Origin of the sequence: Phenylobacterium zucineum HLK1 (genome assembly GCF_000017265.1) — a bacterium.
Taxonomy (GTDB): Bacteria; Pseudomonadota; Alphaproteobacteria; order Caulobacterales; family Caulobacteraceae; genus Phenylobacterium; species Phenylobacterium zucineum.
This window is the reverse complement of sequence record NC_011144.1, coordinates 1,371,582-1,389,435: the sequence shown is the minus strand read 5'-3', so window position 1 is coordinate 1,389,435 and position 17,854 is coordinate 1,371,582. Positions and strand designations below refer to the sequence as shown.

General features: G+C 71.9%; 12 protein-coding genes. 4 read left to right on the top strand and 8 right to left on the bottom strand.

Features of this window, described 5'->3' with window-relative positions:
• The first annotated feature begins 47 nt into the window (after nucleotides 1–47).
• Genes PHZ_RS06660 through PHZ_RS06645 form a run of 4 tightly spaced genes read left to right on the top strand, consistent with a single transcriptional unit; the run spans nucleotide 48 to nucleotide 3,791 of the window.
• Nucleotides 48–1,148 carry a polyamine ABC transporter substrate-binding protein gene (locus PHZ_RS06660; protein WP_012521763.1) on the top strand — a complete coding sequence of 367 codons (1,101 nt, stop codon included), beginning with the start codon at nucleotides 48–50 and terminating at the stop codon, nucleotides 1,146–1,148.
• Complete coding sequence (locus tag PHZ_RS06655; RefSeq protein ID WP_012521762.1) at nucleotides 1,121–2,125, top strand: ABC transporter ATP-binding protein; 1,005 nt, start codon at nucleotides 1,121–1,123, stop codon at nucleotides 2,123–2,125. The genes PHZ_RS06660 and PHZ_RS06655 overlap by 28 nt, the downstream gene beginning before the upstream one ends.
• A complete protein-coding gene (locus PHZ_RS06650) occupies nucleotides 2,122–3,006 on the top strand; it encodes an ABC transporter permease (protein ID WP_012521761.1) in 885 nt (294 codons plus the stop codon). The genes PHZ_RS06655 and PHZ_RS06650 overlap by 4 nt, the downstream gene beginning before the upstream one ends.
• Nucleotides 3,003–3,791 carry an ABC transporter permease gene (locus PHZ_RS06645; RefSeq protein ID WP_012521760.1) on the top strand — a complete coding sequence of 263 codons (789 nt, stop codon included), beginning with the start codon at nucleotides 3,003–3,005 and terminating at the stop codon, nucleotides 3,789–3,791. Before PHZ_RS06650 ends, PHZ_RS06645 begins: the two co-directional genes overlap by 4 nt.
• On the opposite strand, the gene PHZ_RS06640 is transcribed toward PHZ_RS06645, so the two are convergent.
• From PHZ_RS06640 to PHZ_RS06605, 8 genes are all read right to left on the bottom strand, one after another.
• Nucleotides 3,788–5,191, bottom strand: coding sequence for an amidase (locus tag PHZ_RS06640; RefSeq protein ID WP_012521759.1), 1,404 nt, complete (start codon nucleotides 5,189–5,191; stop codon nucleotides 3,788–3,790). The two genes, PHZ_RS06645 and PHZ_RS06640, sit on opposite strands and share 4 nt — an antisense overlap.
• Before the next feature lie 483 nt (nucleotides 5,192–5,674).
• The gene (locus PHZ_RS06635) at nucleotides 5,675–6,139 is read right to left on the bottom strand and encodes a chemotaxis protein CheW (RefSeq protein ID WP_012521758.1); all 465 of its coding nucleotides are present in this window, start codon (nucleotides 6,137–6,139) and stop codon (nucleotides 5,675–5,677) included.
• Nucleotides 6,139–8,025 (bottom strand): methyl-accepting chemotaxis protein, encoded by a 1,887-nt coding sequence (locus tag PHZ_RS06630; protein WP_236611877.1) that lies wholly within the window; start codon nucleotides 8,023–8,025, stop codon nucleotides 6,139–6,141. The genes PHZ_RS06635 and PHZ_RS06630 overlap by 1 nt, the downstream gene beginning before the upstream one ends.
• A 136-nt stretch (nucleotides 8,026–8,161) precedes the next feature.
• Nucleotides 8,162–8,869 (bottom strand): hypothetical protein, encoded by a 708-nt coding sequence (locus PHZ_RS22615; RefSeq protein ID WP_148216811.1) that lies wholly within the window; start codon nucleotides 8,867–8,869, stop codon nucleotides 8,162–8,164.
• Nucleotides 8,870–9,237: 368 nt separating this feature from the next.
• Nucleotides 9,238–10,404, bottom strand: a complete 1,167-nt coding sequence (locus tag PHZ_RS06620; RefSeq protein WP_012521756.1) for an acyl-CoA dehydrogenase family protein — start codon at nucleotides 10,402–10,404, stop codon at nucleotides 9,238–9,240.
• 143 nt (nucleotides 10,405–10,547) lie between these two features.
• Nucleotides 10,548–11,201, bottom strand: coding sequence for an iron-sulfur cluster repair di-iron protein (gene ric / locus PHZ_RS06615; protein WP_012521755.1), 654 nt, complete (start codon nucleotides 11,199–11,201; stop codon nucleotides 10,548–10,550).
• 131 nt (nucleotides 11,202–11,332) lie between these two features.
• Nucleotides 11,333–11,881, bottom strand: a complete 549-nt coding sequence (locus PHZ_RS06610; protein ID WP_012521754.1) for a DUF488 domain-containing protein — start codon at nucleotides 11,879–11,881, stop codon at nucleotides 11,333–11,335.
• A 244-nt stretch (nucleotides 11,882–12,125) separates the two neighbouring features.
• Complete coding sequence (locus tag PHZ_RS06605; RefSeq protein WP_012521753.1) at nucleotides 12,126–17,636, bottom strand: beta strand repeat-containing protein; 5,511 nt, start codon at nucleotides 17,634–17,636, stop codon at nucleotides 12,126–12,128.
• Between the last annotated feature and the right edge of the window lie 218 nt (nucleotides 17,637–17,854).

The window sequence follows — 17,854 nt, the reverse complement described above, 5'->3', positions numbered from 1 at the left end:
GTCGGAACGAGCCCCTATAACCTGCGCCGCAAGCTTTGGGGGATGGCATGGCGCACTGGGCGCACTGGGCGAAGGCGGTCGGGCTGGCTCTGGCCCTGATGCTGGCGGCCTGCGGCGGAAAGCCCGCCGAGGAGCTGCGGATCTACAACTGGTCGGACTACATCGACCCCGCCCTGCTCGACGCCTTCACCGAGGAGACCGGCGTCCGCGTCGTCTACGACACCTTCGATTCCAACGAGGTGCTCGAGACCAAGGTGCTGCAGGGAAACACCGGCTACGACCTGGTGGTCCCGTCCAACCACAACCTGCCCCGCTACATCGCCGCCGGCGCGGTCCAGCCGCTGGACAAGGCCAAGCTGCCGGGGCTGTCGAACCTCTCGCCGCCGCTGATGGAGCGGCTGGCCGCGTTCGATCCGGGCGCGAAGTACGCCGTGCCCTACATGCAGGGCACGATCGGCATCGGCTACAACGCCGCCGAGGTGGCCAGGCGCCTGCCGGGCGTCGCCATCGACAGCTGGGCGGTGGTGCTCGAGCCGGCCAACCTCGCCCGGCTGCAGGACTGCGGCGTCTACTTCCTCGACGCCTCCGAGGACATGTACGCCGTCGCGCTCAACTACCTGGGCAAGGACCCGAATTCGACCGCGCCGGCCGACTACGCGGCCGCCACCGACCTGCTGCTGAAGGCCCGGCCCTACGTGCGCAAGTTCCACTCGTCCGAATACATTGAGGCCCTGGCGAACGGCGACGCCTGCGTGGCGGTCGGCTATTCGGGCGACGTGCTGCAGGCCAAGGCGCGCGCCCAGGAGGCGAAGACCGGCGTCGCCCTGGGCTATGTGGTCCCGAAGGAGGGCAGCCAGGTCTGGTTCGACGTCTTCGCCATCCCGAAGGACGCGCCGAACCCCGATGCGGCGCACCGCTTCATCGCCTACATGCTCCGCCCCGAGGTGATCGCGCGGGCTTCCGACTACACCCAGTACGCCAACGCCAACGCCGCGGCGACGGCGCTGGTGGACCCGGCGGTGCGGAACGATCCCAACGTCTATCCGGGCCCCGAGCTGATGGACCGGCTCTTCGTCACCACCACCAAGGATCAGGCCCTGCTGCGCGAGGTGAACCGCCAGTGGACGCGGGTCCTGACCGGCCGGTGAGCACCGCCGCCGACATCGTCCGCTTCGAGGGCGTGAGCCGGCGCTTCGCGGGCCACGCCGCCGTGGACGGGGTCGACCTCGCCATCCGCGAAGGCGAGTTCTTCGCCCTCCTCGGCCCCTCGGGCTGCGGCAAGACCACCCTGATGCGCCTGCTGGCCGGGTTCGAGACGCCCGACGCCGGCCGCATCCTGCTGGACGGGGCGGACGTCGCCGGCCTCCCGCCCCACCGGCGGCCGGTCTGCATGATGTTCCAGAGCTACGCCCTCTTCCCGCACCTGACGGTCGCGGGGAACGTCGCCTATGGCCTGAAGGGCCTGCCCCGGCGCGAGGCCGCGGCCCGCGTCGAGGAGATGCTGGCGCTGGTGAAGCTCGAGGGGCTCGCCGGCCGCAAGCCGCACCAGCTGTCCGGCGGCCAGCAGCAGCGCGTGGCCCTCGCCCGCGCCCTCGCGCCGCGTCCCAGGATCCTGCTGCTGGACGAGCCGCTGGCGGCGCTGGACCGCAAGCTGCGGGGCGAGACCCAGGGCGAACTTACGGCCCTGCAGCGCCGGCTCGGCCTGACCTTCGTCGTGGTCACCCACGACCAGGACGAGGCGATGGCCATGGCCGACCGGCTGGCGGTGATGCAGGCGGGCCGCATCGTCCAGGTCGGCGCCCCGCGCCAGGTCTACGAGCGGCCGGCGAGCCGGGCCGTGGCCGAGTTCGTCGGCGAGGTGAACCTCTTGCCACGCGACGGCGGCGGCTGGCTGGCGGTGCGGCCCGAGCGGGTGGAGGTCCACGGCGCGCCAGCCCCCGGGAGCCTGGCCGGGACGGTGCGCGAGGCGGCGTTCCTGGGGGACCGCACCCGTTACGTGGTCGACACCGCCGAGGGGCGCATCCTCGCCAGCCGGGCCAACACCGCGGGGGAGCCGCCCGCGCCGTCCGGCGCGCCGGTCTGGCTGTCGTGGCCTGCCGAGGCGGCCTGGGACCTGCCCGCATGAGGCGCGACCGGTCGGGCCTGGCGGCCCTGCTGCCCTATGCGTGGCTGCTGGTCTTCTTCGGCTTTCCCGTCCTGCTGGTCGCCAGGCTCTCGCTGTCCGACACGGCGCTCGCGATGCCGCCCTACGCGCCGCGGATCGACTGGAGCGCCGGTGTCGCCGGGCTGCGGGCGTTCCTGGCGGGGCTGGACCTCGAGACCTACGCCCGCCTCGCCGCCGACCGGCTCTACCTGGACGCCTACGCCTCCAGTCTGCGGATCAGCGCCACGGCCACCGTCCTCCTGCTGCTGGTCGGCTACCCGATGGCCTGGGGGATCGTCCGCTGCCGGCCGCGCCTGCGCAGCGCCCTCGTCCTGGCCGTGATCCTGCCGTTCTGGACCAGCTTCCTGATCCGCATCTACGCCTGGATCGCCATCCTCAAGCCCGCCGGCCTGCTCAACGCCGTCCTCGGCGCCGCCGGCCTGCCGCCGGTCGACCTGCTGAACACCGAAGCCGCGGTGATCCTCGGGCTCGTCTACGCCTACCTGCCGTTCATGGTGCTGCCGCTCTACGCGGTGCTGGAACGCCGGGACGAGCGGCTGGTGGAGGCGGCGCGGGATCTGGGGGCCGGCCCGCTGCGGGCGTTCTGGACCGTCACCTTCCCGCTGTCGCTGCCCGGGGTGGCCGCCGGCGCCCTGCTCTGCTTCATCCCCATGGCGGGCGAGTTCGTGGTCCCCGACCTGCTGGGCGGCTCCGAGACCCTGATGCTGGGCCGGGTGATCTGGACCGAGTTCTTCGCCAACCGCGACTGGCCGGCGGCCTCGGCGGTGGCGATTGCGCTGCTCGCCACCCTGCTCGTCCCCATCCTGCTGTTCGAGCGCCAGCCCCGCCGGGTGCTGGGATGAGGCGCGGACCCTCGGCCTTCGGCGTCGCGGCCATCGGGCTCGGCCTGCTGTTCCTCTACGCGCCCATCGCCATCCTGGTGCTCTACTCCTTCAACGACGGGCGGCTGGTCACCGTCTGGAGCGGCTTTTCCCTGCGCTGGTACCGGGCCCTGTTCCACGACCGGCAGATGCTGGAGGCGATCTGGACGACGCTGCGGGTCGGCGCCCTCTCCGCAACGATGGCGACCGGGCTCGGCGCCCTCGCGGCGGTGGCCCTCGCCCGCGCCGGGCGGTTCCGCGGCCGCACGGGGCTGGCGGGCATGATCTACGGCGCCCTCGTCATGCCCGAGGTGATCCTGGGCCTGTCGCTCCTGCTGCTGTTCGTGGCCGCCGGCGTCCCCCGCGGCTTCTGGACGGTGACGCTCAGCCACGCGACCCTGACGCTTTGCTACGCCACGGTCGTGGTGCAGGCCCGGCTGGCCAGCTTCGATCCGCGGCTGGAGGAGGCCGCCCGCGACCTTGGCCGCACGCCCTGGCAGGCGTTCCTCACCGTGACCCTGCCCAACATCGCCCCGGCCGTGGCCGCCGCCTGGATGCTGGCCTTCACGCTGTCGCTGGACGACCTGGTGATCGCGAGCTTCACCTCGGGCCCCGGGGCGACCACGCTGCCGATGCGGATCTACAGCCAGGTTCGGCTGGGCGTGAACCCCGAGATCAACGCCGTCTCGACCCTGCTGATCGGGGCGGTGGCCACGGGCGTGATCGGCGCCTGGCTGATCCAGCAGCGCCGCGCGCGAAGGGCCTAGAGCGGCGCGACCCTGTCGAACCAGGGCCGGGCCCGCTCCAGCTGGCCCGCCAGGCTGAACAGCATCGCCTCCTCGCCCGTGCGGCCGACGAACTGCAGGCCGATCGGCAAGCCCTCCCCGCTCCAGGCCAGCGGCACGGTCATCGCCGGCTGCCCCGAATTGTTGAAGGGTTGGGTGTTCGGCATGAAGCTGAACAGGCGATCGGCGATCTGGTCCCGGTCCTCGAAGATCCAGCCGATCGGAATCGCCGGACGCCCCAGGGTCGAGAGCAGCAGCACATCGTAGGTCTCGAACAGCGCCGCCACGTCGCGGCCGAAGGCGTGCAGCGTCGCCAGCGCCTGGACGTAGGCCGAGCCGGTCACCCCCTGCCCCCGCCGGTAGGTGGCCATCGTCAGCCCCTCGACCTCGCCCTTCCCGACGGGCCGGCCGCGGCGTTCGGCCTCGGCGTCGAGGTTTGCCGCGACGCTGGCGGCGATCACCAGGCCGGCGGCCGCCTGCATGGCGGGGAAGTCGCCGGGGACCTTCACCTCTTCCACGGCATGGCCGAGGTCCTCGCAGAGCTTCGCGGCGTCGCGCACGGCCTCGGCGCATTCGGGGTCCAGCGCCTGCGACTGCAGCGCCGCGGTGGTGAAGCCGATCCGCAGCCGGCCGGGATCGCGGCCCGCCGCCTCCAGGAACGGCCGCTCGGGCGGCGGCAGGAAATAGGGATCGCCCGGCTGCGGCGCGCAGACGGCGTCCAGCAGGGCGGCGCTGTCCCGGACCGACCGCGTCACCGCGTGCTGCACCGAGGCGCCGGCCCAGCCCTCGCCCTGCGGCGCGAAGCTGACCCGCCCCCGCGACGGCTTCATCCCGAACAGGCCGCAGCAGGCGGCCGGCGTGCGGATCGAGCCGCCGCCGTCGCTGGCGTGGGCCGCCGGCACGATCCCGGCCGCGACCGCCGCCGCCGCCCCGCCCGACGAGCCGCCCGGCGTGCGGGCGAGATCCCAGGGATTGCGGCAGACGCCCAGGTGCTCGGATTCGGTGACCGGCCACAGGCCGAACTCGGGCGTGTTGGTCTTGCCGAAGATGTTGAGCCCCGCGGCCTTGTAGAGCCGGGTCGTAGCGCTGTCGGCCTCCGCCGCGGCGTCCGCGAACAGCTTCGAGCCGCCGCTGGTGACCGTCCCGGCCAGCGTCGCCCCCAGGTCCTTCAGCAGAAACGGGACGCCCGCGAGCGGCCCCGATCCGGGCGCCGCCGTCCGCGCCACGTCGGACAGGTCCAGGGTGACGGCGTTGATCCGCGGGTTGACCTCCGCCATCCGCGTGACCGCCGCGTCCAGCAGCTCGCCGGCCGAGACCTCGCCGCGGGCCACAAGCTCGGCCAGCCCCACCGCATCGTGCGCCCGGTACTCTTCGAACCGCATCGGACCCTCCCTGTCTGGTTATCCGGCCAGGCAAGCACAGGCGCGCCCGCCGTCCAACCGCGCCCTTGCGGAAGCGGGCGGCTTCCCCCCATAGGCGGCGGGCCCACCGGGCCGGATCAGCTCAGCTGGCAGAGCAGCGGTTTTGTATCTGCACCTTCGAATTCGCTCGTTTCAGAGACGTTCAAGTCTGTTGCTACCGAGCTGATTGCGCCGGGGCGGTCTCCGGCGCGACGTCGAGAAGCGCGCTCGTCAGCCGACCCTTCCGACGAGAAGCCTGCGCGCCTCAGCCAGCATCTGTTCTGACCTCTGCGGGCGATCGCGAGCCGCCGCTGCCTCCACCTCCACCCGCCGACCTGCCGTGAACCGACCCTGAGGATGTGTCTCAGCTGACTCGCTCTGCGGCGGGAGACGACGTCTTGACGACGATCGCCTCGTGTCTGCTCGCGCGCGCGGAAGGCCAGGCGCGACCTGACCGACCGCACCTCACGCCGCCAATAGCGCCTCCGGCCAGGCCGCATTCAGATCCAGCAGGGTTACGATCTCGTTTTCGAGGGTGATCACCCCCTGCACGACGGCGCTCTCCCCGAGATCGCCCAGGTCGGGCGCGGTCTGCACCTGCTCCGGCGCGACGGTGATGATGTCGCACACGGCGCTGACCAACAGGCCCACGGGCCGCGCCCCGAATTCGGCCACGACCACCACCGACGAGCTGTCGGGACGACTCGGAGGCAGGCCGAGGCGCGAGGCCAGGTCGAGCACCGGGAGGACCGTGCCGCGCAGGTTGATCATCCCCAGCACGTAGGCTGGCGCCTGCGGCAGAGGCGTCGACGCCGACCAGCCGCGGATCTCGCGAACCACCATGATGTCGAGGGCGAACAGCTGGTCGCCGACACGGATCGAGATCAGCTCGGCCGGCAGGTCGCGTACGGGTGGGGCCTGGCGCGTCATCAGAACTCCTCCCAGCGATCGGCGTCGGCCACGACTTCGACCTCCGGCTTGCGCAGGGCCCCTCCGCCGCCGACGTGGCTCGAGACCGCCTTCAGCGCCGGGCGCCTTCCGCGGGGGGCCGCAGGGGTCCGCGCCTTGAGCGGCGCCGCCGCCGTCTGCCCGACCTTGAAGCGTCCGATGAGGGTCGAAAGCTCCTGCGCTTCCTGCGCCAGGTTGTGACTGGCGGCCGTCGACTCCTCCACCATGGCGGCGTTCTGCTGGGTCACCTGGTCCATCTGGTTCACCGCTGTGTTCACCTGATGCAGCCCTGTGGCCTGCTCCTGGGCGGAGGCGGCGATCTCGGTCACGATGCTGGTGATCCGGGAAACCTGGCCAACGATGCGCTCCAGGGCCTCCCCGGTCTCACCCACCAGCGAGACGCCCTGCGCCACCTGCTGGGTGGACGCGCCGATCAGCGTCTTGATCTCCTTGGCCGCCTCGGCCGAGCGCTGGGCGAGCGCGCGGACTTCCGAAGCGACCACCGCGAAGCCCTTGCCGGCGTCGCCGGCCCGCGCCGCTTCCACGCCCGCATTCAGGGCCAGCAGGTTGGTCTGGAAGGCGATCTCGTCGATCACTCCGATGATCTGGCTGATCTGCTGGGCGGACCGTTCGATCTCGCTCATTGCGGAGACGGCGTTGCGGACGACGTCGCCGGAGTGTTCGGCGTCTTCCTTGGCGGTGTTCACCACCGTGCTGGCGTCGATCGCCCCCTCAGCGGTCTTCCGGACGGTGGCGGTGATCTGGTCGAGCGCCGCGGCGGTCTCCTCCAGGCTCGCGGCCTGCTGTTCGGTCCGCTTGGAAAGATCGTCGGCGGCCTGGCTGATCTCGCCGGCGCCCGCCGTCATGGCGCGAACATTGCCCGCGACCACCTGCATCGTTTCCTGCAGCTGGCCCATGGCGGCGTTGAAGTCGGTGCGGAGCTTCTCGTACTCGCCCGAGAACGGCTGGACGATGCGGTAGGTGAGCTCCCCGCCGGACAGCTTTTCCAGGCCGGCGGCGATGTTCTCGACGACCAGAGCCAGCTGGCGGGCGGCCTCGGCCTTGGCCGTCTCCTGCCGGCGGCGGTCCTCTTCGGCGGCCTTCGCCTGCTCGGCCGTCATGCCCTCCAGCCGCAGCTTCTCGATGGCCGCCTCCTTGAACACCTGCACGGCCGCGGCCATGGCCCCCACCTCGTCCTTGCGATCGACGCCGTCGACCTCGACGGTGTTGTCGCCGGACGCCAGCTTGCGCATCACGCCCTGCAGGGCCACGAGCGGCGCGGCGATCGCCCGGCTCAGCATGACGCCCAGGATGATCGCGCAGACCACGCCGGCCACGCCGCCGAGGATCAGTGTGAGTTGGGCTTCGGCCTCGTCCTGGCGCTGCTCCGTGGAGCGCTTCTCAAGCAGGACCTCTTCCGCCGAGCGGATTTCGCCCAGCCGCCCGCGGATCTCGTCCATGAACGTCTTCCCCGCCTGCGACGCCTCCATCTGGCGAGCTTCCTCGACCATCGCGGGATCCTTCATCTTGCGGATCTCGACGGCCGCGACCTGGTCGCGCCAGCCAGCCGCCGCAACGCCCAGGGCCTCAATGCGGACCTGCTGTTCCGCGTTGTCAGAGGTCAGGGTCTTCAGGCGCTCGAACGCCTCGCCGTAAGCCTTGCCGCCCGCCTCGTAGGGCTCGAGGAAGCGATCGTCGCCCGCGATCAGGAAGCCCCGGACGCCCGTCTCCTGGTCGACCATGGCCGCGCCCACCGCGTTGGCGGCGGCCAGCACCTCATGGGTGTGGTTGTTCCACCGCGTCGCCTCCGCCGCCTCGCGCATCCTGACGATGCTGAGGGCGGAAGACGCGATGCTGATGGCGACCATGATCCCGAAAGCCAGGACCAGCTTTCGCGATACGGATAGGTTGGCAAGACGCATTGTGGGGCCTCTTTCTGGCGGCGGTCGCACACGAGGTGCATCTCGGTCCGGTCGACGTCCGGACCGCCATAAGGTGTGGGAATCAGAAGGTGTGGGAGAGCGTGCCGACGAGGCGTCGACCGAACTCGCCGCCGAACTCGTGCTTGTCGGTGTCGAGGAAGCGAACGTCGAAGGCCGCGCCCGCCGGGGTTCGGTGCGTGAACCCGATATTCCAGGCGTTGTAGTCGCCCCCACCGTCGGCCGTCCGGCGACCCACGGCTGCCGAGATCCGGCTCGCGTCCGTGAGGCCCCAGGCGACCAGAGCCTGGTTCCACCAGGCCTCCCGAGCGGGGCCGTCGGCGTCCGGCGAATAGTTGACGATGAGCGCGGCGCTCGCGCGGCCGAGGGCGCGCGAGACGCCCACTTCGTACTCGACCCATCGGCCGTCGAAGCCTTCCTCCGCACCGAGCCGCTGCATGAGGTGGACGCCGGCATGGCCTTCGAAGCCGGCCGCCTTCGACCTGGCGCCCACGGTCAGGTTTGCTTCGCCCTCGCCACCGGGACCGAGCCTGACCGTGTTCGCCGAGGCGCTCGCGTAAAGGGGGCCCCTGCCCGTGCGCAACGCCGCGAAGACCGTGGGCTCGCCGCGGGTCTGGCCGGCGCCTTTCCCGACCTGCTGGGTGGCTGCACCGAGGGTGATGGTGGGGCTTCCACCGGTCTGCGCTTCGGCCCTTGCCGGTGAAGCAAAGCTGGCCGCGGCGGATGCGACCAGAAAGGGCGGGATCGTGGCCCGCAGAACCAAGCCGTACAACTTACTAACGATACCAACAATACGCAGGCATCATGCCCGGGCCTCTTGGGACACATCCTTGAATTACAGTTCTCAAGATTCTATTACTTACCACATCTGACGCATTATCACCCGTTTTTGCATCGAATATGGCCTCTTCCGCGGCCATGACCTGAGACGTCGGCAGCTCGTGGCGCTCGTGCGCTGGGCGCATCCGGCGGGGCGGAGCGCCGATGGCGCTCGCCGCGACTTGGCCGAAGATCTCCACGGCCTCCCCGGCCGCCGTCTTGGGGCGCGCCGGCGCGGCCGTCATGTCGCGGCTCGACGCCGGGCCTCGATCAGCCGGGCTGCGCCGACGCCGGCCGTAAGGCGGCGGCGAGCGTCCACGGTCACGGCCGCGAGCCGAGCCGGCCTCGGAAGATCACATTCCTCTGGGTCTCGCTGCTCCCGGAGTAGATCGTCGACGCGCGCCCCGCCAGGTGCTTGGCCATGAAGAGCTGCGCCGCGTCGAGTTCAGGATCGCCGAACTCCCCGGCGGCCAGGTGCGGGGCCCCGGCGGCGCAGGCGACATCGACGCCGAGCGCGTGCACCTTCTGATGCAGCTCAGTGCCGACCAGCTTGACCATCGAGGGGGCGCTGACGGCCGACGCCTCGGGTCGTCCCTCCGGGAGCGCCGCCAGCTCCAGCGCCGTGAAGGCCTCCAGCTCGATCTCCAGCTCGGCGAGGCGACGCCGCAGGGCGGGGTCCGCCGCCGCGTCTTCAGTCACGACGCGGCGGACGCGGTTCAGGGAGCGGCGGACCAGCGCCGCCGGCGTGTTGTTCGACCTGGCGAGCTGCATCAGCCGCTTGGCGACGACCCAGCCATCGTTCTCGGCGCCCACGCGGTTGGCGACGGGAACCCGCACGGCGTCGAAGAAGACCTGGTTCAGCTCGTGCTCGCCCGAGATGTCTCGGATCGGCGAGACCGAAATCCCGGCGCTCGCCATGTCGATCAGCAGGAACGTCAGGCCGGCCTGCTTGCGGTCGCCGTCCGCGGTGCGCACCAGGGCGAACATCCAGTTCGAGAGGTGCGCGCCGGTCGTCCAGACCTTCGCCCCCGTCACCAGATAGTCGTCTCCGTCCTGCGCCGCGCGCGTGGCGACGCCGGCCAGGTCCGACCCGGCGCCCGTCTCGGAGAACCCCTGGCACCACAGGGCTTCGCCGCTGAGGATCCGCGGCAGGTGCTCCGCCCGCTGTGCGGCCGTTCCGGCCTCGATCAGCAACGGCCCCAGGCTGCGGACTCCGGCCGCGAAGAGCACCGGGGCGTCGTTCAGCGCGCACTCGCGGTCCCATAGGTAGCGCTGGCGCGCGCTCCAGCCCGCGCCGCCCCATTGCGCCGGCCACGCCGGCGCGATCCAGCCTCGGGCGTGCAGGCGGCGATGCCAGACCAAGCCGCTCGCCACGTCCGTGTAGACGCCCACGGTCCGCCGCGACGCTTCCCGGAGATCAGGGGTCAGCTCACGCGCCAGGAAAGCCCGAATGTCTTCGAGGAACGCGGCGTCGTCGCCACCCCCCACGAAAGCCGCCGGCGGACGCGGACCTTCCCTGTCGGGGCGTCCCGCACCGGGCCGAGGGCCCGCCGGGCGGGAGGACCCATGGGGGGCCGCAGGGCGGCCGCACCCGGGGGCGTGTCTGGCGCGAGTCAGAACGCCGCTCCGGATCAGAGCGCTCGGGCGAACTGCGGAAACAGCACGTTGTTCTCCAGGTGCATGTGTTCCCGCAAATCCTCGTCGAGCTTGCGGCAGGCCTGATAGAGCGCGCGCCAGGTCGTGCAGGCGCCCTGTGGCGGCTCGAACTCGCCGGTCAGCTCCGCAAGCCGCTCCAGCTGCGCGCCGACCTCCTCGTGCTCGACCAGCATCCGCCGGATCGGCAGGCCCGTCATGCCGCGTCCGCCCGCCAGCATCATCGGGAAGAGCATCCGCTCCTCCTTCTGCTGGTGGCTCTCCAGGTCCTCGGACATCTGCGCCAGATGATCCGCCAGGCCGTGCGGGCAGTCCGTGTTGGCCCGGTGCACGGCCTCGACCCGCCGGGCCATGCGGATGGCTTCGGGGAATTCGCGGCGATGGACCTCGTGGAAGCGCTTGAGGATATGCTCGATCAGCGCCTCCGGCTGCTCGGGCGTCGTCCGCGGCTCGGGCGTGAGCGCCTCCAGCTCGCGCGCGACCGCGCCCAGGTCGACGTCCCGGCGGGCGGCCGCCTCGGCCAGCGACAGGCCGCCGTTGCAGCAGAAGTCGATCCTGTGCCGGCGGAGCACGGCCGTCGCCCCGGGGCGGGTGACGGCGATGTCGCGCACGAGGGTGGTTTCGAGGGTCATGCTCGTCTCCTTCGTTGAAGAGCCTGCCCGCTCGGCCGGGCGCGTACTTTGCGCCCGGACAAACCCGCCGCGGATCGGCCCGGCCCGGAGGGCGCCCTCGGCTGCACGCGGGCGTCGTCGACGGGGCCGGCCTAACCCGTCGACGGATCGGCGGCCGGATAGGTCACGCGGCCGTCGCCGTGGACGACCGCGCCCGGCGTGAGATGGGCGAGCTCGACGTGCGCGGGCCCCAGGATGTGCCGGACCTCTTCGCCGGCCGCGAGCAGGTAGTCGGCGATGATCCGTCGATGGCAGCGCCACCAGACCGCTTCCGCGCACATGATCGCGCAGCGGCGGTGCGCGCCGAGGTCACGAAGGCGGCCCAGGCCGGCCGCGAACGGGGGCGTCAGGGCGTAGTCGGCGTAGTTCTGGAAGCTGCGCACCCGCCAGTAGCCGTTGGACGACGGATCAATGCTCCGCTGCCTGGCCCGCAGGCCGCCGAGCTCGGCCAGGTGCGCGTAGCCGATCTGCCATGGCGCCAGCGCCGCGGGCAGGTCCGCCTCGTTGAACTGCGGGTTGGTGCGCGACCGCGGCATCGATCGCACGTCGGCGACCAGGTCGACACCGTTCTCCCTCAGAAGGTCGACGAAGTCCGGCAGCGGCCGCGTCGAGTGACCGATCGTGAAGAAGGCGGACGGCATGAGGCGGACGGCGCTCCGGAGGTTCGTCGGCGACAAGATCGCCGTCGTGCGATCTGGGCCGTCGATCCGGGAGCCTCGGGAGGCGCCCCTCGCCGGCCTTCAGGCAAGCGCGTCGCCCGCCGGAGCCCTTGGGGCCACGCCGGGGCGGACCCGCTCCGGGGGAGAACGCCGAACTAGCGCCTTTGGGCGAGCCGGCTGTCCCTGCAGCGCCGGAACCTGCGCGGACAGGGGCCGGCGGCCCTCGTCAGCCGCCGACGATCCAGCCGTCGCCGAGGGTCTCCGAGCGCACGTCCGCAAGCACGACGCGCTGGCCGCCGCCGAGGTCGACGATGGTGTCGGCGCCGTCCTGGCGAAGCGTGTAGCTGAGACCGGCGTCCAGGTGCAGGCGGTCGCCCTCCTGAACGTCGAAGTCCAGGATGCGGTCGACGCCGCCGCCGGCGAACACCAGGAAGCGGTCGGCGCCGGCGCCGCCGATCAGGACGTCGTCTCCCTGGTCGCCGGACAGCGTATCCGCACCGTCCTCGCCCTCCAGCCGGTCGGCGCCCTGGCCGCCGTGGACGACGTCGGCGCCGAGCCCGCCCAGCACCGTGTCGTCGCCCTGGTTGCCGTGGACGAAGTCGCTGCCCTCGCCGCCGTCGATCCAGTCGCCGGCGTCCGCGCCGGGGACCAAGCCGCCGCCGCCCCAGACCACGTCGTCGCCCGCCCCGCCCTGCAGCACGTCCGCTCCGAGGTCGCCGAAGAGGGTGTCGTAGCCGAGGTCGCCGAGGGCGATGTCGTCGCCCTGGCCGCCCCGGACCACGTCATGGCCCTGACCGCCGTGCAGGGTGTCGCGCCCCTCGCCGCCGTGGACGAAGTCGTCGCCGACGTTGCCGTGGACATGGTCCTCGCCCGCGCCGCCCCAGACCTGGTCGGCGCCTTCGCCGCCGGACACCGCATCGTCGCCGTCGTCGCCGAACAGGCGGTCGTCGCCCCCGGCCGAGGCGACCGTGTCGGCGCCGCCGCCGCCGTGCAGCTCATCGTCGTCGGCTCCGAGGAACAGGGACTGGTTCGCCCCGTCGCCCCAGACCCTCTGCGAGCCTTCGCCGCCGATCACCCGGGCCGCCCCGACAACCGCGGCGAAGCCGACGTTGTCGAGCTGGAGGGTCACGCCCGAGGGCAGGCTGCGCGTGTCGATCACCAGGGCCGTGTTCGGCGTGCCGGGCGCGATCGGAGCGCCGCTGATCACCAGGGGCGCGGTCGGCGGCGCCACGCCGGTCGGCGCGGTCGGCGTCAGGGTCTGGACGATGAGCGGCGCGTCGGGCGAGAGGCCCTGCAGGAAGCCCGAACCACCCCCGGTGAGCTGGATCTGGTCCGTCGAGCCGGGGGCCGTATGGGTCTGGATGGCTCGGATGAGATCGGCGAGCGAATTGCCTGCCGGCTGTGGGGCGCCGGGGCCGGTCGCCTGCAGCCCGAGGCCGACGGGGACTTGGGCGAGCAGCGGCGGCGGCCCGGATCCGCCCGTCACCAGGGGGATGTCGGCCACCGTCGTATCGCCCACCTGCTCGGGCCGGGTCGAGGTCACGATCGGGATGGTGATGACCTGGGACGTGGAGCCGTCCGGGTTGGTCACGGTTCCGGTCTGCACCGGCACGCCGTCGATGGTCTCGTTCGAGGTCGGGGGCGGCGGAGGCGGCGGCGGCGGCGGATCGCTGACCGCGGACGTCGCCGCGGACGCGACCGTCTCGGCGGCGCCGAGGCCGTCGGTGTAGCGCGCCACCACCGTGATCGTCTTGCCGAGCAGGCTGCTCGTCACCGCAAGGGTGGCGCCCGTCTCGCCGGTCAGGTCGGCGCCGTCGGCGCGCCACTGGTAGGTGATGGTCCCCAGGCCATCGAGGTCGGCCAGGGTGTTGCCGGCCGTCAGGGTCGCGCCCACCTGGGCGCTCCCGGAAATGGTCACCGACCCCGTCGGCGCGTCGTTGACGTTGGCGACCGTCGCCGTCGCCGCCGAGGCGACGCTCTCGGCGTTGCCCGCCCCGTCGGTGTAGCTGGCCACGACGGTGATCGCCTTGCCCACCTCGGCCTGGGCCAGGGTGTAGGTGGAGCCGGTCGCACCGGCGATCGGCGTCCCATCGGCCCGCCACTGGTAGCTGACGGGCCCCAGCTCGTCGTCGTCGGCCAGGGTGTGGGCCGCCGTCAGGGTCTGGCCCTGGGTCGCCGTCCCGCTGATGGTCACCGCGCCCGTCGGCGGATCGTTCACCGGCGTCACGTCCAGGGTGATCGTCCCGTCGGCCGGACCCGCGTCCGCCGCGTCCCGGATGCGGGTCGCGACGGTCACGTCCTGGTCCCAGTTGCCGTCGGGCGTGAAGCTCACGGCGGCGAGGGCGGCGTTCACGTCGATCACCGAGCCCGTGACCGTCCAGACGCCCGTCCCGGCGGTGTAGGTCGAGGTGGCCGAGCCGAAGGTCCCCGTCGACAGGCTCCCGGCCAGCGGCTCCGACAGGGTCAGGGTGGCTGTGATCGTCTCGCCCGTGTCCGCGTCGCTGACCACGATATCGCCCAGGGCCACCGGCGAACCGGGATCCTCCGTGTAGGCGACCGTCTGAGTCAGGTTGGTGGCGGTCGGCGCGTCGTTGGCGTTGCTCACCGCCACGGTGACGTTCTCGGCCACGCTGGCGAGCCCGCCGTCTCTCACCTGGAAGCTGATGACCCGGTCGCCGGCCCCGGCCCCGGTGGCGGGGTTCTCGCTGGAGCTGCCGAAGGTCACCGAGCGCAGGGCCGCCTCATACTGCGCGCGGGTCGCCGTCCCACTCAGCGTCAGCACCCCTGCCCCGGCGTCGAAGCTGCCGGTGATGCCGTTCTGATTTGTGAATCCGAGGACATCGCCGGCCACGAGGTCGGTGATGGTCACCGTGGCGCCGCTCATGTCCGCGCTGTCGCCGTCGACGAGGGTCAGGTTCGGCGCGATCGCCACCGCCGCCCCGTCCTCGGCGTAGGCGGGGGAGCCCGCGCCGATGGTCACGACCGGCCGTTCCGCCACGCTGACGCCGAACGTCAGCCCGGTCAGCGCCGCCGCCCCGTCCTCGCCGCCGTCCGCGACGCTGAAGGTGAAGCTGTCGGCGGCCCCGGCCCCGCCGCCATGCAGGTACTTGAGGCGCCCGGCGTCGATGTCGGCCTGGGTGAAGGTGTCGGCCGCCGCCAGGGCCTCGCCGCCGTCCACCACGCCGTTCCCGTTGGTGTCAAGGAACAGCGTCCCGGCGGCGGTCGCCGCGGTCACGGTGTAGCTCACGCCGGACCCGGCGTCGTCGACGTCGCCCTCGTTGAGCTTGGCTGCGTCGATGACTACCAGCCCGCCCGTCTCGGTGGCGGCGCCGGCGTTCACATAGCCTTTGGCGGCGTCCGTGGTCGGCGCGTCGTTGACGGCCGTGACGTTGAATGCGGCCGTGGCCTGGGCGGACGAGGCCGTCCCGTCCGAGACGGTGAACGTGAAGCTGGCGTAACCCGCGCCCGCCCCGTCCGCGGTCGGGGTGAAGACCAGCTTGCCGGCGTCGAGGTCGGCGCGGTCGATGGTCTGGCCGGCGGAGACGGCGGCGCCGTCCAGGGTCAGGGTTCCCGCGCCCGGAAGGGCGACGACGGTCACCGAGGCCAGCGCATCGCCGTCCACGTCGGCGAAATTGAAATCCGCGGCGGTCAGGGCGCGCGGCTGGTCCTCGGTCAGGGTCAGGCTCGGCGCGGCGCTGACCGTCGGAGCGTCGTTGACCGCGGTGACCGCGACGCTGATCGTCCCGTCGGCTGGCCCGCTCCACGCCGAGTCGTAGATGCGGGTCGCGATGGTGAAGTCCTGGTCGTTGTCGGCCGAGGGCGTCAGGGCCACGGCGGCCAGGGCGGCGTTCACGTCGGCCACCGAGCCGGTGACGGTCCACACCCCCGTGCCCGCGTTGTAGGTGGAGGTCGCCGAGCCGAAGGTCCCGGTCGACAGGGCGCCCGCCCCCGCGCTGCTGAGCGTCAGGGTCGCCGTGATCTGCTCGCCCGTGTCGATGTCCGACACCACGATGTCGTCGAGCGCCACCGCCGAGCCGCCTTCGACGGCGGCCTTGGACTGGGTCAGGTTGGTGGCCGTGGGGGCGTCGTTCACCGGCGTGACGTCGAGGGTGATCGTCCCGTCCGCCGGGCCCGCGCCCGCGGCGTCCTCGACATGGGTCGCCATGGTGACGTCCTGGTCCCAGTTCGAGGCCGGCGTGAAGCTGACCGCCGCCAGGGCCGCGTTGACGTCCGCCACCGAGCCGGTGACCGTCCACACCCCCGTCCCCGCGTCATAGGTCGAGGTGGCCGAGCCGTAGGTCCCCGTGGACAGGCTGCCCGCCGCAGTGCTGCTGAGCGTGAGGGTCGCGGTGATCGCCTCGCCCGTGTCGGCGTCGCTGACCACGATATCCGGCAGCGCGACCGCACCGCCCGGATCCTCGGTGTAGGCGACCGTCTGGGTCAGGTTGGTGGCGGTCGGGGCGTCGTTGACCGCGGTGACCGCGACGCTGATCGTCCCGTCGGCGGGGCCCGTCCCGGCCGCATCCCGGATGCGGGTCGCGATGGTGAAGTCCTGATCGTTGTTCGCCGACGGCGTCAGGGCCACGGCGGCCAGGGCGGCGTTCACGTCGGCCGCGGAGCCGGTGACGGTCCACACGCCGGTCCCGGCGTTGTAGGTCGACGTCGCCGCGCCGAAGGTTCCGGTCGACAGGGCGCCCGCCCCCGCGCTGCTGAGCGTCAGGGTCGCCGTGATCGCCTCGCCCGTGTCGACGTCGGTCACCACGATGTCGTCCAGCGCGGTCGCCGATCCGGCCTCGGTGACGGCCTTGGACTGGGTCAGGTTGGTGGCCGTGGGGGCGTCGTTCACCGGCGTCACGTCGAGGGTGATCGCCCCGTCCGCCGGACCTGCGCCCGCCGCGTCCTCGATATGCGTCGTGAGGGTGACGTCCTTGTCCCAGCTGGTCGCCGGCGTGAAGCTGACCGCCGCCAGGGCCGCGTTGACGTCGGCCACCGAGCCGGTGACCGTCCACACTCCGGTCCCGGCGGTGTACGTCGAGGTGGCCGAACCGAAGGTCCCCGTCGACAGGCTGCCCGCCGCCGCGCTGCTGAGGGTCAGGGTCGCGGTGATCGTCTCGCCGGCGTCCGGGTCGGTGACCACGATATCCGGCAGCGCGACCGCCCCGCCCGGGTCCTCGGTGTAGGCGACCGTCTGCGTCAGGTTCGTCGCGGTCGGGACGGTGTTGGGGTCCACCGCGTCACCGATGACGAACTGGTCGTAGGCGAGCCAGAGCTCTCCGCCGGCCATATCGGTGATGCGGACTTCGTCGACGTTCTGGAACGTGCCGGGGGTGAGCTCGGCGCTGGTGAGCGTCACCCCGTAGACCGGCCCGGCGTCTGAGAAATTGGCCGTGATAAAGCCGGTCGACTGGCCATCCCTGAACCCCTCGATCTTGGCCTGGAAGGTGCCGCCGAGATAGGCGTAGAGGTACAGGCCTTTGAACGCGAATTCCGAATCGTCCTGGGATCTAATGACGAAGCTCAGGTCGCCGCCGCTGGCGGAGACCAGCCCGTCCTGGCTGCCATCGCCCAGGCCGCTGTAATAGCCCAGGTTCGTCACGGGCGACGCGGCCGATGTGTCGCTGACGAACAGCTCGATGACGCGGTCGGCGATGTCGGCCGATCCCCCTTGACCGTCCCTGACGATGGAGCCGAGGTCCGTCTCGCTGGCTGTGTTGAAGTCGAGAACCGTATCCGCCATGACGCCCCCATCCGGACTGACTGGCAGTCCGCTCCGGGTCCGCGCGGATGCTCCGCCAGACGGCGCTGAGGCGCGCCGGACCCCCCATTGTTCCTTGGCTCGCCCGTCCCCCGCAGCGTCCTGTGTGGATGGCTCCCGCGTTGCAAGGCTCGATTTGATGTTTTGGCGGCTGGGTCGGGTGCAGTCTTGTGTCCGGCCTGTTGATGCAGTCGTTTCAA

Bases quoted from the DNA above. Each gene is read 5' to 3' on its own strand.
- PHZ_RS06605 (WP_012521753.1), bottom strand. From the start codon at position 17,636: ATGGCGGATACGGTTCTCGACTTCAACACAGCCAGCGAGACGGACCTC.
- PHZ_RS06630 (WP_236611877.1), bottom strand. From the start codon at position 8,025: ATGGTCGCCATCAGCATCGCGTCTTCCGCCCTCAGCATCGTCAGGATG.
- PHZ_RS06640 (WP_012521759.1), bottom strand. From the start codon at position 5,191: ATGCGGTTCGAAGAGTACCGGGCGCACGATGCGGTGGGGCTGGCCGAG.
- PHZ_RS06635 (WP_012521758.1), bottom strand. From the start codon at position 6,139: ATGACGCGCCAGGCCCCACCCGTACGCGACCTGCCGGCCGAGCTGATC.
- PHZ_RS06610 (WP_012521754.1), bottom strand. From the start codon at position 11,881: ATGCCGTCCGCCTTCTTCACGATCGGTCACTCGACGCGGCCGCTGCCG.
- PHZ_RS06650 (WP_012521761.1), top strand. From the start codon at position 2,122: ATGAGGCGCGACCGGTCGGGCCTGGCGGCCCTGCTGCCCTATGCGTGG.
- ric (WP_012521755.1), bottom strand. From the start codon at position 11,201: ATGACCCTCGAAACCACCCTCGTGCGCGACATCGCCGTCACCCGCCCC.
- PHZ_RS06645 (WP_012521760.1), top strand. From the start codon at position 3,003: ATGAGGCGCGGACCCTCGGCCTTCGGCGTCGCGGCCATCGGGCTCGGC.
- PHZ_RS06660 (WP_012521763.1), top strand. From the start codon at position 48: ATGGCGCACTGGGCGCACTGGGCGAAGGCGGTCGGGCTGGCTCTGGCC.